The following is a 13,887-nucleotide window of genomic DNA, read 5'->3' on the forward strand; positions in this document are numbered from 1 at the left end:
CCATGTCATTCTATACGTCGCTTTCGGGCCTCAAGGCCGCCCAGACCGACATGTCGGTCATCTCGAACAATATTTCGAACGCCGGGTCGATCGGCTTCAAGCGCAGCAAGGCGCAGTTCGGCGACATTTTCGCATCGTCGCCGACCCAGTCGACCAAGATGATCGCCGGCCAGGGCACGCGCCTCAACGGCATCACCCAGCAGTTCACGCAGGGTTCGTATGAATCGAGCGAGAAAACGCTCGACATGGCGATCGTCGGCGAAGGCATGTTCGTCGTTCGCGGCGAGCCGCCGCGCGAGCAGGTCGCCTATACGCGCAACGGATCTTTCACAAAGCGTCCGGACAACCAGGTCGTCGATTCGACCGGCGCCAAGCTGCAGCTGCTTCCGGTCGATGCCAACGGCAATGTCACCGACAACACGCTTGCCGGCGCTTTCGATTTCGTCATTCCCGCGGCGTCGCCGAGCGATCCGACGGCCGAACTCGTCAATGTCTCGATCGGTCTCGATGGCCTTGTCACCGCGACGTTCACCGACGGCAGCGATACGATTCTGGGCAAGATCGCGATGGCGACCTTTCCCGCAATGGAAGGTTTGCGCCCCGTTGGCGACGCGCATTGGCAGTCGACGGGCGAAAGCGGCCCGCCGACCATCGATGCCGCTACCAACGGACCGATGGGCGCCATCCGCTCGGGCGCGCTCGAACGCTCGAACGTCGATATCACCGAGGAACTGGTGATGCTGATCGGTGCGCAGCGCAACTTCCAGGCCAACGCCAAGGCGATCGAAGGCGCGTCGCAAATCTCGCAAACCATCATCAACATGCGTTGATGCCACGCGACTGACCGATTGCCGGGAGATCCAGCATGGACCGTCTCATCTATACCAGCCTTACCGCGATGCGGGGCAGCATGGCCCGGCAGACGGCAATCGCCAACAATCTGGCGAATGCGCAGACGCCCGGCTTTCGCGCCGACATGGCGGAGGCGCAGACGCTGTGGCTCGACGGCGGCGGTCACGGAACGCGCGCGATGGCATCCGAAGAGGTGATCGGCGCCGACATGCGCGCCGGAACGGTCACGGCGACGGGGCGCGACCTCGACGTTGCGATGGCGGGCGATGCAATGCTCGTCGTGCAGGCCGTGAATGGCGAGGAAGCCTATACGCGGCGCGGCGACCTGCAGCTCTCGTCGAGCGGACTCCTCACGACCGGCGACGGCCGCCCCGTTCAGGGCGGACAGGGGCCGGTCACGATCCCGCCGGCCGACCGGATCAGCATCGATGCCGAGGGCCGCGTGTGGGTCGTCCCCGCCGGCGGCGATCCCGAAAATCCGCAGGAGGTCGACCGGCTGCGGCTGGCAACCCCCGCCGGGTCGGACATCGTCAAGGGACTCGACGGCCTGTTCCGCGTGAAGGGCGGCGGCATTCTGCCCGACGACCCCGAGGCGCGGTTGATAACACGCTCGATCGAGGGATCGAATGTGTCGGCCACCACCGCGCTCGTCGAGATGATCGAGGCGAGCCGGAGCTGGGATACCCAGCTCAAGATGATCGGCGACGCGCGCGACATGGACAGCGCGACCGCCAATTTGATGCAGCTGCCCCGATAAGGAGAATATGAGATGAGCTTCGGTGCCTTGCACGTCGCACGAACCGGTCTGGATGCCCAGGGCTTCCGGATGCAGGTGATCGCGAACAACCTCGCCAACGTCAACACGACGGGCTTCAAGCGCGACCGCGCCAGCTTCGAGACGTTGAGCTACCAGATGATGACCGCGCCCGGCGCGCCGTCGGCCGCCGACAATCGATACGCCACCGGGCTCAACCTCGGCACCGGCGTCGCGCTGTCGGGGACCGCGCGCATCGATACGCAGGGCAATTTCTCGACGACGGGCAACGGCCTCGACGTCGCGATCGACGGTCCCGGCTATTTTCAGGTCGAAATGCCCGACGGGCGCATCGGCTATACCCGCGCGGGCAATTTCGGTCGCGCGCCCGACGGCACGATCGTGACGTCGGACGGCAAGCCGGTCCAGCCGCAGATCCAGGTTCCCGAGGATGCCACCGGCGTCACGATCGGCGCGGACGGAACCGTTTCGGCGAGCGTTCCGGGGCAGGCCGATGTCGTCGAGCTCGGGCGGCTCGAACTGGCGCGCTTCGCCAACCCCGCGGGGCTGCAGGCGGTCGGCAACAATCTGCTTGTCGAAACCGCCGCCTCGGGTGCGCCGCAGGTCGGCGCCGCGGGCGAGGAAGGCCGCGGCTTTCTTCGCGGCGGAATGCTCGAAGGATCGAACGTCAATGTCGTCGAGGAACTCGTCGACATGATCGAGACGCAGCGCGCTTACGAGGTCAATTCCAAGATGATCTCGGCCACCGACGAGATGATGAAAAATGCTGCACAGACCATGTAACCTGCTGCTGCTCGCCCTTGCGTGCGCGCCGCTTTCGGCGCTCGCGAAGGACAAGCTGCCGCCCGACGCCTTTGCGGTCTCGCTGCCGGCTCCGCCGCCGGCGCCGCCCGCCAATGGCTCGATATTCCAGAGCGGCTATGTTCCGCTCACTTCGGGCGGGCGCGCGGGGCAGGTCGGCGACATCATCACGATCCAGCTTGTCGAGCGCACCACCGCGACCAAAAGCACGGCGGCGGGCACGCAGCGCGACGGCAGCGTCGGCCTGACGCCGCCGTCGACCGGGCCGCTGTCGCTGTTCGACCCGAGCGACATCGCGATGGGCGGTGGGCAAAAATTTGCCGGCAAGGGCAGCGCGTCGCAATCGAACGCCCTCTCGGGCGAGGTCAGCGTGACGATCGCCGAAGTCTATCCGAACGGCACGATGCTGGTGAAAGGCGAGAAGCTGCTGACGCTTAACCGCGGCGACGAGCGCGTCCAGATTTCGGGTATCGTTCGCGCGATCGATATCGGCCCCGACAATCGCGTCCTGTCGACGCGCGTCGCCAATGCCAACATTCGCTACACCGGCAAGGGCGAGATCGCCCGCGCGAGCAAGCAGGGCTGGCTGCAGCGCTTCTTCTCGATCATCAGTCCCTTCTGACGAGGATATGACCGTGACCAAACGTCCCGCCCTCTTCGCACTCCTGGCCTTGCTGCTCGCCAGCCTTGGCTTTGCCGCACCCGCATCCGCCGAGCGGATCAAGGATATGGGCCAGTTCCAGGGCCTGCGCGCGAACCAGCTTACCGGCTATGGCATCGTCGTCGGGCTTGCGGGCACGGGCGACGACAGCCTCGACTATTCGACGTTGGGGATGAAGGGTGCGGTGTCGCGCTTTGGCTTGACCTTGCCGCCGGGAGTCAATCCCGCGCTCAAGAATGCCGCGGCGGTGATGATTACGGCAGAGCTTCCGCCTTTCGCCAAGCCGGGCCAGCGGCTCGACGTCACCGTGTCGGCGATCGGCAAGGCGAAAAGCCTGCGCGGCGGCACGCTCGTCCTTGCGCCGCTTTATGGCGCCGACGGCCAGATCTATGCGATGGTGCAGGGCAATCTCGTCATCGGCGGCCTCGGCGTCGGCGCTGCCGACGGATCGAAACTCACGGTCAACGTGCCATCGAGCGGGCGCATCGCCGGCGGTGCGACGGTCGAGCGCGCGGTCGACACCGGCTTTGCCACGAGCGACTGGCTGACCTTCAACCTTCACCAGTTCGACGCAACCAACGCCAAGCGCGTCACCGACGCGATCAACGCCGCAATCCCGGGTAGCGCTTCGATGATCGACGGCGCGAGCATCGCCATTCGCACCGCCGGAAACGGCGACGAACGCATGCGGCTGATGTCGCAGATCGAGAATCTGACGGTAAACCGCGCCGAACCGCCTGCAAAAGTCATTGTCAATGCGCGCACCGGAACGGTTGTCATCAACGGCGCGGTCCGCGTCGGGACCGCGGCGGTGACGCAGGGCAAGCTGACCGTCTCGATCAAGGAATCGCCGACGGTGGTGCAGCCAGCACCTTTCAGCCGCGGGCAGACCGCGATCGAGCCGTCGAGCGAGATCAGCGTCGAAGAGGAATATCGCCCGGTGATGATGGTGAATCCGACGGCATCGCTTTCCGAACTCGTCGATGCGATCAATCGCATGGGCGTTCCCCCCGGCGACCTTGTCGCCATCCTCGAGGCGCTGAGCCAGGCCGGCGCGCTCACAGCGGAACTGGTGATCATATGACGACGCCCATTTCCCCTATCGGTTCGACCCCCGCTCCGGCTGCGGCCGGGGGCGGCGACGGCGGCCTTCGCAAGGCGGCCGAAGCCTTCGAGGCGGTGATTCTGCGCCAGTTGATGGCGTCGATGCGCCAGGCAAAACTCGGCGAGGATATTTTCGGATCGAGCGCGACCGACAATTTCCGCGAAATGGCCGACGCGAAAACCGCCGACAGCATCGCCGCGATGCGCCAGTTCGGCATCGCCGACATGGTCGAGCGCCAGTTTCGCAGCCAGCTCGGCGCAGGCGGGGGAGGCGTGCAGTGACCGACCTGCTCGGCATCGGCTATAGCGGCCTGCGCGCCTATTCGCGCGCGATGGCGACCGTCGGCGACAATATCGCCAACGCCCAGACGCCGGGCTACGCGCGGCGCCGGCTTGACCTGATGGAGGCGGTCGGCGGTGGAAACTCGGTCTTTTATCGCGGCAGCGTGCGCCCCGGCGGCGTCGATATTCGCGGAATCGACCGGTCGGTCGACGCATGGCTGATCGCCGATTCGCGCATTTCGTCGAGCGACGCGGAGCGCGCGTCGACGCGGCTCGGCTGGCTCGAAAAGGTCGAAGGCGCGCTCAGCAACGACAATAACGGAATTTCGTCGGGGCTGACCAAGCTCTTTACGACCGCCGACCTGCTCACCGCCGACCCGTCGAATGCGACGCTGCGCGCGCAATTCCTCGATTCGGTCGACGATGTCGCGTCGGGGTTCCGTTCGGCCTCGGGCCAGCTTTCCGGCATGGCGGACGGGATTTCCGGGGCGGCAACGACCGAGGTCGACCGCTTCAACACCAATTTGGACGCGCTCGAACAGATCAATATCGGGCTTCGCAAGGCGCGGCCGGGCTCGACGAACGAGGCGAGCCTGCTCGACGAGCGCGACCGGTTGATCGATCAATTGTCGGCACAGGCCGGTGTCACCGCGACCTTCGACGACCGCGGCGCGGCGACTTTGCGGGTTACCGGCTCGGGCGAACTGCTCGTCGGCGGCGGGACCGTCACCCCGATTGCGGTGACGACGGCGGCGGACGGACGGCTCGGCTTCAGCATCGGCGGCGCGCCGCTCGCGATGACCACCGGATCGCTTGCCGGTCTGTCGGAGGCCGCGAACCATGTCGCCGACCAGCGCGCGGCGCTCGACACCTTCGCGAATGATTTTGCCGCGCAGCTCAATGCCGCGCATCAGGCCGGAACCGACGCGAACGGCAATCCGGGCGCGCCGCTGTTCACCGGAACGGGCGCGGCCGGCCTCACCGCCGCACCGCTGACGACCGGCCAGGTCGCCGCGGCGAATGCGTCGGGCAGCAACGGCAATATGCTGGCGATCGGCGCGATGCGCGGCGCGGGCGATCCCGAAGCGCGCTGGTCGGGCCATCTTGCTTCGCAGGCACAGGCCACTGCCTCGGCGCGCGCGCAGGATGCGGCGGCGGCGACGCGTGCCGACGCCGCGGCCGCGGCGCGCGATTCCGTCAGCGAGGTCGACCTCGACCGCGAGGCGGCCGACCTGCTGCGCTTTCAGCAGGCCTATTCGGCGGCCGCGCGGACCATTCAGGTCGCGCGCGAAACGATGCAGACGCTGCTCAGCTCGATCTAAAGGGGTCTCAGGATGATTAACGCCGTTGGCAATCGCATGACGCGCGAAATCGCGCGCCACCAAAAGCTCGCCGAGCAGATCGAACGCACGCAGGTCCAGATTTCGAGCGGCAAGCGCCTGCAGCGCATGTCCGACGATCCGGTGGCCGCTCGGCGTATCGCGACGATCGGCAAGGCGCAGGCCAGCCTGGAAAGCTGGAACGCCAATATCACCTCGGCGCAGGCGCTGGTGTCGCAGGCCGACAATGTCCTCGTGTCGGCGTCGGACCTGCTGATCCGGGCCAAGGAGCTTGCGCTCGCCGCGTCGAGCGATTCGACCAATCCCGCCGACCGCGCCGTCATGGCGGCCGAACTTGTCGCGATTGCCGATGAACTCGATGCCCTTGCAGCGACGCGGGATTCGAACGGCGACCCGCTCTTTTCGACGGGCGCCGCGCGCGTCATGCGCTTCGATTCGGACGTCAGCTTTGCCCCCGTCCCTTCGGCCGCCGACACTTTCGTCGTCGGCGGCAACAGCATCGCAACCTGGGTGCGCGATGCCGCGACCGCGGTCGCCGCGGGCGACAAGCCCGGAATGGGCGCATCGCTCGACGCGCTGGCGACCGCCATCGGTCATGTCGCCGACCGCAACGCCGCCATCGGTCTTTCGGGCGGGCGGCTCGATCGCCTCGGCGACGCGCTCAAGAGCCGCGACATTACGCTGACCGAAGAACGCTCGGACAGTGAAAGCACCGACCTGTCGCTCGCGATCGCGCTGCTGAGCGCGCAGGATCTCACGCTTGGAGCCGCGCAGGCGGCCTTTGCCAAGATCAACCGGCAGACCTTGTTCGATATTTTGAACTGACCGCCCTCAATCTGCGGCGCCCGCTGCCGTTAATCACCATAACGTCCCTTTTTGCCGGACCCGCGACGGTCCGGATGGAGTTTGTGCTGCATGTTTCCCGCTATCGGCATTTTCGTACTGATCCTGCTGGTATTCGGAGGATTCGCGCTTGCAGGGGGCAATCTGGCGCCGGTGATGGCCGCGCTTCCGCACGAAATGCTCATTATCGGCGGCGCAGCACTCGGATCGCTCATCATCGGCAATTCGGGCCGGGATCTAAAGGCGCTCGCCGGCGGCATGGGCAAGGTGTTCAAGGGTGCGACCTATCAGAAGGCCGACTATCTCGATTGCATCCTGCTCGTCTCGACATTGATGAAGATGATGCGGACCGAGGGTCCGGTCGCGGTCGAGCCGCATATCGAGGATCCGGGAAACTCGCCGATCTTTCAGCAATATCCCAAGCTGCTCAAGGACGACACGCTCATCCATTTGATCTGCGATACGTTGCGCCTTGTCGTCGTGTCGTCGGGGACGCTCGACCCGCACGCGGTCGAAGAGGTGATGGACAATGCGGTCAAGAGCCACCACCACCACGCGATCAAACCGGCTGACGGCTTGCAGAGCCTGGCGGACGCACTGCCCGCGCTCGGGATCGTCGCGGCGGTGCTCGGCGTCGTCAAGACGATGGGCTCGATCGACAAGCCGCCCGAGGTGCTCGGCGGGATGATCGGTTCGGCGCTCGTCGGGACGTTCCTTGGCGTGTTGCTCGCTTATGGGTTCGTGGGTCCGTTCGCGACGCGCGCACGGACGGTGATCGAAAGCGACGCCGCCATCTATCATACGGTGAAACAGCTCATCATCGCGTCGCTGCACGGGCATCCGCAGCCGCTGGTCATCGAGGCCGCGCGCTCGGGCGTCGATCACGCCAACCAGCCGAGCTTCGCCGAAGTGTTCGACGGGATGCGGGGCCGCTGATGGCTGCACGTCCCAACACGCCCCCGCGCCCGATCATCGTCAAAAAGGTGGTCGAGGCCGGTCACGCGGGCCACCACGGTGGTGCGTGGAAGGTCGCCTATGCCGACTTCGTCACCGCGATGATGGCCTTTTTCCTTTTGATGTGGCTACTCGGCGCGACGACCGAGAAGCAGCGCAAGGCGCTCGCCGACTATTTCGCGCCGACGCTGGTTCCATCGAAGCAGGAGACTGCCGGGGGCGATGGTGTGTTCGGCGGCGATTCGATCGTGTCGGCCGACCAATATCCGCACCGCGCCGCGCAGACGGGGTCGCGCTCGCTCACCATCCCGCGCGACGTGGTCGGCGGACCGAAAGAGGCATCGGGGCGTGAACGCGAACGGCAGAAGTTCCAGCAGGTCGCCAAATCGCTCCGTGAACGCGTCCAGCAAAAGGCCGAACTGCGCATGCTGGCGCGCAACCTCCGCTTCACCGAAACCGCCGAAGGGCTGCGCATCGACGTCATCGACGATGCCGATTTCTCGATGTTCGCCATGGGGTCGAGCCAGCTCACCCCGCAGGGCGCGCGGCTTTTCGGCGAGATCGCCGGATTGCTGACCGACCTGCCCAACCAGCTTTTGATCCGCGGTCACACCGACGCAGCGCCCTGGTCGGCCGGCGCGGGAACCAACAATTGGCGGCTGTCGGTCGAGCGTGCCGAGGTGACGCGCCAATATTTCGCCTTCCGCGGCGTCGCCGCGGGTCGTTTCGCCCGAATCGAAGGCGTCGCCGATCGCGAACCCTATGTGCCCACCGATGTCCTCGACCCCCGCAATCGCCGCATCGCGATCACGCTCGGCTGGCGCAGCGGCGAAGGAGGTTGAATTCAATCTGGCGGCAAAAAGGGCCGCCAACGACAAACAATCGACATTATCGGTGCCAATATCGAATTATTTTCCTGTTTTGGCAGGCAGATGCCATTCCGGATAATCATTTGTTTACCATTTTCGTCAATTTCATGGCCATCGGAAAGGCGCCGGATTTCGGCGCGCGCGGTGGAGGTGAAAATGACCGTGGTGGGGCAATTCGACAGCGACCAGGCTGCTCTTGAAACTTTGATTATCGGGGCAAGCCCCGCGGCGCAGCATCTGCGCGAAATGATCCGCCGTGTGGCCCGCTCGAATGCTTCGGTAATGCTGTGCGGCCCTTCGGGGTCGGGCAAGGAACTCGTCGCGCGCGCCATCCATGACGAAGGCATGCGATCGGGCAAGGCGTTCACCGCGATCAACTGCGGCGCCATCCCCGGCGACCTCATCGAATCCGAACTTTTCGGGCATGAAAAGGGCAGCTTTACCGGCGCCCATGCCCGCCGCATCGGCCATTTCGAAGCGAGCGAAGGCGGTACGCTCTTCCTCGACGAAATCGGCGACATGCGCTTCGACATGCAGGTCAAGCTGCTCCGCGTGCTAGAGGATCGCACCATCGTTCGCGTCGGAAGCAGCGAACCGCGCGCCGTCGATGTTCGCATCATTTCGGCGACACACCAGAATCTCGACGAAGCGATCGGCGAAGGCCGATTCCGCGAAGACTTGTTCTTCCGCCTCGGCGTCGTTGTCCTGCAGGTGCCGAGCCTCGCGAGCCGCGCCGAAGACATTCCGGCGCTGATCCGGCATTTCCAGCGCAAGATGCCTGCAGATGTCAAATGCCGCTATGACAACGCCGCGCTTGCGACGCTCATGCATCATGGCTGGCCGGGCAACATTCGCGAGCTGCGCAATTTCGTCGAGCGCGCCAGCGTGCTGCACGGCGGTGAGACGCTCGGTGCCGACGATGTCGCCATGCTCCTGAACCCCACCGCAGCACCGGCTGCGTGGCGCGCTATCTCCAGCAGCCCCGCCCCATCACCGGACACTGCGATCGAAATCGACGTTCCCGGCAATGCGGCGCTCTTTCCCAAGACGCCGGCGCCCGGCCGCCCGATCGACCTGAAGCGCGAGATCGAAACGATCGAACTCGAACAGATCCACGTCGCGCTCGACATGGCCGACGGCATCATTTCCGAAGCGGCGCGCCTGCTGACGCTCAAGCGCACGACGCTCATCGAGAAAATGCGCAAATATGGGGTCCAGCAACAGGCCGCCTGACGACGCAACAAGTTTCAGAAAATGCTGAATGGGGAGGCTCTGGTCCGCCTCCTTACCCGGCCCGGTCGCCCATCCCCACCCGGGCGGCCGGGCTTTCCCTTAGTTCCGGACGGGTGCGCGGGTTCCGGTCGCAATTAGCGGAGCTGTCGCCAGGCGGCGCTGATGGTCTTGATGCCGTCGAGAAGTTCGGACAGATCGGCCTCGCTGTTCGCGGCCACCGCATCGTCGAGCTTGCGCCGCATGCTGCGATAGACGCGCGACAGCGCGGTCGCGACGTCGCCGCCCGCATCGCGGTCGAGCCCGGTGTCGAGTCCGATGAGGATGGCGCGTGCACGGTGTGCCGGCTCGGTCGCCGATACACGCTGTCCTTGTCGGACCATCGCGGCAAGGACGCCGACGGCAGTCTCCAGTTCGTCGTACAGGATCGTGACAAGCTCGACGGGGTCGGCCGCGGCAACGCGGCTTTCCTGCTGCATACGACGATAGAGCCCCGTCGCGCGGACGGTCGAAGCGGTAGCGGCCACGAACCCGTTCCTCAGCGACTATATTGGTTGTTCCACATCTCGATCTGTTGTTCGAGATAGGATTGGGTTGCCTTGAAGGCGGCGAGGCGCGCATCGAGCGAGCTATATTTCTTCTCGAGCCGCGTACGATACGCATCCTCGCGCTCCTCGACCTTTTCGAGCTTGTCGAGCAGCTCTTCCTTGCGCGCTTCAAGCGACTTGGAAACACGGTCGAGGACCCCGTCGGTTCCGACTGCCTGATCGCGCAGTGCATCGAGAATGCCGGCGATGCCGGGATCCGTCGTCGCATCGTGTGTCGCATCGCGTCTTGGATTGAACAAGGCTTCGACCGCACCCGCATTGGTTTCGAGCGCCGCGTCGAGCTTGGCGCTATCGACTGCGAGCAGCCCTTCCTTGGTCGTCGAAATGCCGATGTCGGACAGTTTCGAAATGCCGCTTTCGCTGGTCAGGACGGTATTGACGAGCCCGTTGAGATCGCGCTCGAGCTGCCGGAGCGAGTTTGTGGACCCCGACATGGAGGCGGCCGCCTTCACGCTCTTCTTGAGCTGGTTGAACACCGCCACAAAATCGGTGACCGTCTGGCGGATCATGTCGAGCGGCCGCGTCGCGCCGATGTCGACGGTCTGGCCGGGGGACGCCTTTTTGAGCGACAGCGACATTCCCGGTATGACATCGTCGATGGTGTTGGACGCGCGGCTGAATGCGACGCCGTCGAGTGTGAATTCGGCATTGGCCGCCGATTGCCCGAGCGTCATCACGCCGCCCGTTCCATAGGCGAAGTTCGAAAGACCCGGATCGGCGCCGGCGTCCGCCGTCAGGGTGAAGCTGTTGGCAGCACCCGTCGGACCCTTCAGGATCAAGCGATGCCCACCTTCATCCGCGACGATAGAGGCCGTGACGCCGCTGCCGCTGCCGTTGATTGCGGTGGCCAGTCCATCGAGACTGTCGTTGGACGCATCGATCGTGATGGTGTGGCTCGCACCCCCGATCGTCAACGTCATGCTGCCCGTGCCGATCGCGGCGCTCCGGTCGGCAACGACAGCCGAATAGGCCGTCTGGGCGCGGGCGAGGCTGTTGACGACGATCGACGCCGCAAAGCTGTCGGCCTGCAGCCCGGAACGCGCGGTTACGGACAGGACGCTCTCGTCGGACACGCTGGGCGTGCTGCGCAGGACGCCGTCGGACACCATCTGCTCGAGCGAATTGGCAAAACCGTCAAGGTCGGCGCGCGCTTGCGCCACCGCGCTGATCCGTGCCTGGTTCTGCTGCGCGAGGCTGGCGATGCGCGTGACCTTTGGCTCGCGCGACGCGTTCGACAGGTCGGTGACGAGCTGTTTGATGTCGATCCCCGACCCGAAGCCGAGGCTGTTGGCGATAGACGTGACCATGGCAAATGTCCTTCGAACCCTTTAACGGCCGCGCACACGCCGGATTAAGCCGAAATTGTCAGTTTTGTCGGCGGCCTTCAGGGTCAAACCGGTGGGTCGGCGGAATATCGACCGGCGGCGGCATCTGGCCCTCGGCAGCGGCGCGTTCGAGCTGGAAGACAAAGGCGAGGACGGTGGCGACCGCGACGAACAATTCCTCGGGAATCGTGCGTCCGGCACGCGCAGTGAAATAGATCGCGCGCGTCAGCTGCGGATATTCGAGGATCGGAACGTTGGCGCCGCGCGCAAGCTCGCGGATCGACAGGGCGACATCGCCGCGCCCGCGCGCGACGACAACGGGCGCCGCATCGACTCCGGGGCGATAGCGCAGCGCGACCGAGAAATGCGTCGGGTTGGTGAGGATGACCGTCGCGTCGGACACCGCCTTGCGCGCCGACCCGCTCAAAATCTCGTGCTGGCGCTGGCGCTGCGCCTGCTTGAGTTCGGGCGCGCCGTCGGTCTGGCGCATCTCTTCCTTTATTTCCTGCTTGCTCATCATCAGCCGCTTGTTGCGCTGGAACATCTGCACCGGCACGTCGACGAGTGCGATGACGACGAGCCCGCCCGCCATCGCGAGCATCGCGTGGCCGACCGCTTTCCCGGCTTGCCCGACGGCCCCGCCAAGGTCGGTCGACGCCATCGTCATGATCGCGGGCAGGCTTTGCGCGACGAGCCAATAGCCGATGGTGCCGAGCAGCAGCACCTTGGCGAGCGCCTTGCCCAGCTCGGTCGCGCCCTGCAGCCCGAACATGCGCTTGAGGCCGTTGAGCGGGTTGATGCGGTTGCCTTTGAATGCGAGCGCCTTGCTTCGCCAGCCGAACGAGCCGAGCAGCGCGGGGCCTGCAAACGCGGCACCGACGGCTAGCGCGAACAGGCTTGCGAGCGGCAGCAATATGTCGACGCCGTTGCGGAACAGCGCCTCTCCGGGCGCGAAATGGGTGATGTCGGCAGCCGACAGCGTGAGCCCGCGGCGGACCAGATTGCTCGCCGATTCGACGAACCAGCCCCCCGCCGCAACGATCCACCCCGCTGCCGCCAGCATCATCAGCGCGGTGGCGAGTTCGCGCGACATCAGCACGTCGCCCTCGCGCGCCGAATCGGCGCGTTTCTTGGGCGTTGGCTGTTCGGTTTTCTGGTCCTTGTCGGGCTGACTCGCCATGCCTCAGCCTCCGGCGAGCAGGCGGGCAGTGTCGACCGCGTCGGACAGGATGCGCGCGATCGCTTCGGCCATCACCGGCGTCGCGATGCCGAGCAGGACAACGCCCGCGAGCAGCGTCGCGGGAATGCCGACCGCGAACAGGTTGAGCGCGGGGGCCGAGCGGCCGATGACGCCCATGATGATCTGGACGAGGATCAGGACGAAGCCGACGGGGAGGGCAATCGAAAGCCCCGCGACGAACATCAGGCTCGCAAAGCGCAAAATGCCTTCGATCGCGCCGAACGACGGGAAAGCCGCGCCGGGGGGCAGCGCCGAATAGCTGTCGACGATGATGCCGATCAGCAGCAGATGTCCGTCGGCCGCGAGGAAAAGCGCCGTCGCGAGCATCGAAAGAAATTGCCCGATAGCCGAACTTGCGGTCCCGCTCAGCGGATCGACCATCGATGCGAAGCCGAGCCCCATCGCATTGCTGATCGTCTCGCCCGCCAGCAAGGCCGCGGCGAGCCCCATCTGGAGGACGAAGCCGATGCCAAGCCCGATCACGACTTCGCCCAGGATCAGCACGAGGCCGGGGAAAGACACGATCCCCTCGGGCGGCAGGGTCAGGCCCGCCGCGGCGACCGCTGGCACTCCTACAGCGAGCGCGATCACCAGCCGCAGCTGGATCGGCACATTGGCCGCACCGAAGACGGGCGCGGCCAGAAAGGCAGCGCCCGGCCGGATCATCCCCAGCATCCACAACTGGAGCATTGCCTCGACATTGGGGATATCGGCAGGAACCATAAGGCTTCTAGCGCACCAGCCCCGGGATTTGCGCGTAAAGATCGCGCGTGAAATCGGTGAGCAGCACGAGGATGCTGCCACCGAAAATCGCGAGGCAAATCGCCGCGACGATCAGCTTCGGAATGAAGGTCAACGTCTGTTCGTTGATCGAAGTCGCTGCCTGCACCATGCCGAGCAGCACGCCGATCGCCAGTACGGGGAGCAGGATTGGCGCGGTTGCGAGAGCCAGGATCCACAGCGATTGCTGCGCAACGCCTATGAAATAATCCGCTTCCATCGC

Annotated in this window: 16 protein-coding genes; 11 read left to right on the forward strand and 5 right to left on the reverse strand. The window is 65.4% G+C overall.

The window, feature by feature from the left end; translation table 11 throughout:
* Window positions 1–2 precede the first annotated feature (2 nt).
* From JI743_RS12420 to JI743_RS12470, 11 genes are all read left to right on the forward strand, one after another.
* The gene (locus tag JI743_RS12420) at window positions 3–830 is read left to right on the forward strand and encodes a flagellar hook-basal body complex protein (protein WP_201928606.1); all 828 of its coding nucleotides are present in this window, start codon (window positions 3–5) and stop codon (window positions 828–830) included.
* A 35-nt stretch (window positions 831–865) separates the two neighbouring features.
* Entirely contained in the window at window positions 866–1,609 is a 744-nt protein-coding gene (locus tag JI743_RS12425) for a flagellar basal body rod protein FlgF (RefSeq protein ID WP_201928607.1), read from the forward strand.
* Between the two features lie 12 nt (window positions 1,610–1,621).
* Window positions 1,622–2,410, forward strand: coding sequence for a flagellar basal-body rod protein FlgG (gene flgG, locus JI743_RS12430; protein ID WP_201928608.1), 789 nt, complete (start codon window positions 1,622–1,624; stop codon window positions 2,408–2,410).
* Window positions 2,391–3,050 carry a flagellar basal body L-ring protein FlgH gene (locus tag JI743_RS12435; protein ID WP_201928609.1) on the forward strand — a complete coding sequence of 220 codons (660 nt, stop codon included), beginning with the start codon at window positions 2,391–2,393 and terminating at the stop codon, window positions 3,048–3,050. Before flgG ends, JI743_RS12435 begins: the two co-directional genes overlap by 20 nt.
* Window positions 3,051–3,057: 7 nt before the next feature.
* Complete coding sequence (locus JI743_RS12440) at window positions 3,058–4,173, forward strand: flagellar basal body P-ring protein FlgI (RefSeq protein ID WP_201928610.1); 1,116 nt, start codon at window positions 3,058–3,060, stop codon at window positions 4,171–4,173.
* On the forward strand, window positions 4,170–4,475 hold the full coding sequence (locus tag JI743_RS12445) for a rod-binding protein (protein ID WP_201928611.1): 306 nt from the start codon (window positions 4,170–4,172) through the stop codon (window positions 4,473–4,475). The genes JI743_RS12440 and JI743_RS12445 overlap by 4 nt, the downstream gene beginning before the upstream one ends.
* Window positions 4,472–5,797 carry a flagellar hook-associated protein FlgK gene (gene flgK / locus JI743_RS12450; protein WP_201928612.1) on the forward strand — a complete coding sequence of 442 codons (1,326 nt, stop codon included), beginning with the start codon at window positions 4,472–4,474 and terminating at the stop codon, window positions 5,795–5,797. The genes JI743_RS12445 and flgK overlap by 4 nt, the downstream gene beginning before the upstream one ends.
* 12 nt (window positions 5,798–5,809) lie before the next feature.
* Window positions 5,810–6,640, forward strand: a complete 831-nt coding sequence (locus JI743_RS12455) for a flagellin N-terminal helical domain-containing protein (RefSeq protein ID WP_201928613.1) — start codon at window positions 5,810–5,812, stop codon at window positions 6,638–6,640.
* A gap of 90 nt (window positions 6,641–6,730) precedes the next feature.
* Window positions 6,731–7,594, forward strand: coding sequence for a flagellar motor stator protein MotA (gene motA, locus JI743_RS12460; RefSeq protein WP_201928614.1), 864 nt, complete (start codon window positions 6,731–6,733; stop codon window positions 7,592–7,594).
* Window positions 7,594–8,454 (forward strand): flagellar motor protein MotB, encoded by an 861-nt coding sequence (locus JI743_RS12465; RefSeq protein ID WP_201928615.1) that lies wholly within the window; start codon window positions 7,594–7,596, stop codon window positions 8,452–8,454. Before motA ends, JI743_RS12465 begins: the two co-directional genes overlap by 1 nt.
* A 183-nt stretch (window positions 8,455–8,637) precedes the next feature.
* Window positions 8,638–9,714, forward strand: coding sequence for a sigma-54 interaction domain-containing protein (locus JI743_RS12470; RefSeq protein ID WP_201928616.1), 1,077 nt, complete (start codon window positions 8,638–8,640; stop codon window positions 9,712–9,714).
* Window positions 9,715–9,848: 134 nt separating this feature from the next.
* Here the strand turns inward: JI743_RS12470 and JI743_RS12475 are convergent, their stop codons facing one another.
* Genes JI743_RS12475 through JI743_RS12495 form a run of 5 tightly spaced genes read right to left on the reverse strand, consistent with a single transcriptional unit; the run spans window position 9,849 to window position 13,884 of the window.
* Entirely contained in the window at window positions 9,849–10,238 is a 390-nt protein-coding gene (locus tag JI743_RS12475) for a flagellar export chaperone FliS (RefSeq protein ID WP_201928617.1), read from the reverse strand.
* An 11-nt stretch (window positions 10,239–10,249) separates the two neighbouring features.
* On the reverse strand, window positions 10,250–11,626 hold the full coding sequence (gene fliD / locus JI743_RS12480; protein WP_201928618.1) for a flagellar filament capping protein FliD: 1,377 nt from the start codon (window positions 11,624–11,626) through the stop codon (window positions 10,250–10,252).
* Between the two features lie 58 nt (window positions 11,627–11,684).
* Window positions 11,685–12,824 carry a flagellar type III secretion system protein FlhB gene (gene flhB / locus JI743_RS12485; RefSeq protein ID WP_201928619.1) on the reverse strand — a complete coding sequence of 380 codons (1,140 nt, stop codon included), beginning with the start codon at window positions 12,822–12,824 and terminating at the stop codon, window positions 11,685–11,687.
* Between the two features lie 3 nt (window positions 12,825–12,827).
* Entirely contained in the window at window positions 12,828–13,607 is a 780-nt protein-coding gene (gene fliR, locus JI743_RS12490; protein WP_201928620.1) for a flagellar biosynthetic protein FliR, read from the reverse strand.
* 7 nt (window positions 13,608–13,614) lie between these two features.
* Complete coding sequence (locus JI743_RS12495) at window positions 13,615–13,884, reverse strand: flagellar biosynthetic protein FliQ (protein ID WP_201928621.1); 270 nt, start codon at window positions 13,882–13,884, stop codon at window positions 13,615–13,617.
* Between the last annotated feature and the right edge of the window lie 3 nt (window positions 13,885–13,887).

The sequence above is a fragment of the Sphingopyxis jiangsuensis genome (assembly GCF_016734905.1).
GTDB lineage: Bacteria > Pseudomonadota > Alphaproteobacteria > Sphingomonadales > Sphingomonadaceae > Sphingopyxis > Sphingopyxis jiangsuensis.

Excerpts from the sequence above, each read along its gene's own strand:
- JI743_RS12420 (WP_201928606.1), top strand. The coding sequence starts at position 3 with ATGTCATTCTATACGTCGCTTTCGGGCCTCAAGGCCGCCCAGACCGAC.
- JI743_RS12425 (WP_201928607.1), top strand. The coding sequence starts at position 866 with ATGGACCGTCTCATCTATACCAGCCTTACCGCGATGCGGGGCAGCATG.
- flgG (WP_201928608.1), top strand. The coding sequence starts at position 1,622 with ATGAGCTTCGGTGCCTTGCACGTCGCACGAACCGGTCTGGATGCCCAG.
- JI743_RS12435 (WP_201928609.1), top strand. The coding sequence starts at position 2,391 with ATGCTGCACAGACCATGTAACCTGCTGCTGCTCGCCCTTGCGTGCGCG.
- JI743_RS12440 (WP_201928610.1), top strand. The coding sequence starts at position 3,058 with ATGACCGTGACCAAACGTCCCGCCCTCTTCGCACTCCTGGCCTTGCTG.
- JI743_RS12445 (WP_201928611.1), top strand. The coding sequence starts at position 4,170 with ATGACGACGCCCATTTCCCCTATCGGTTCGACCCCCGCTCCGGCTGCG.
- JI743_RS12455 (WP_201928613.1), top strand. The coding sequence starts at position 5,810 with ATGATTAACGCCGTTGGCAATCGCATGACGCGCGAAATCGCGCGCCAC.
- motA (WP_201928614.1), top strand. The coding sequence starts at position 6,731 with ATGTTTCCCGCTATCGGCATTTTCGTACTGATCCTGCTGGTATTCGGA.
- JI743_RS12465 (WP_201928615.1), top strand. The coding sequence starts at position 7,594 with ATGGCTGCACGTCCCAACACGCCCCCGCGCCCGATCATCGTCAAAAAG.
- JI743_RS12470 (WP_201928616.1), top strand. The coding sequence starts at position 8,638 with ATGACCGTGGTGGGGCAATTCGACAGCGACCAGGCTGCTCTTGAAACT.
- fliD (WP_201928618.1), bottom strand. The coding sequence starts at position 11,626 with ATGGTCACGTCTATCGCCAACAGCCTCGGCTTCGGGTCGGGGATCGAC.
- flhB (WP_201928619.1), bottom strand. The coding sequence starts at position 12,824 with ATGGCGAGTCAGCCCGACAAGGACCAGAAAACCGAACAGCCAACGCCC.
- fliR (WP_201928620.1), bottom strand. The coding sequence starts at position 13,607 with ATGGTTCCTGCCGATATCCCCAATGTCGAGGCAATGCTCCAGTTGTGG.
- JI743_RS12495 (WP_201928621.1), bottom strand. The coding sequence starts at position 13,884 with ATGGAAGCGGATTATTTCATAGGCGTTGCGCAGCAATCGCTGTGGATC.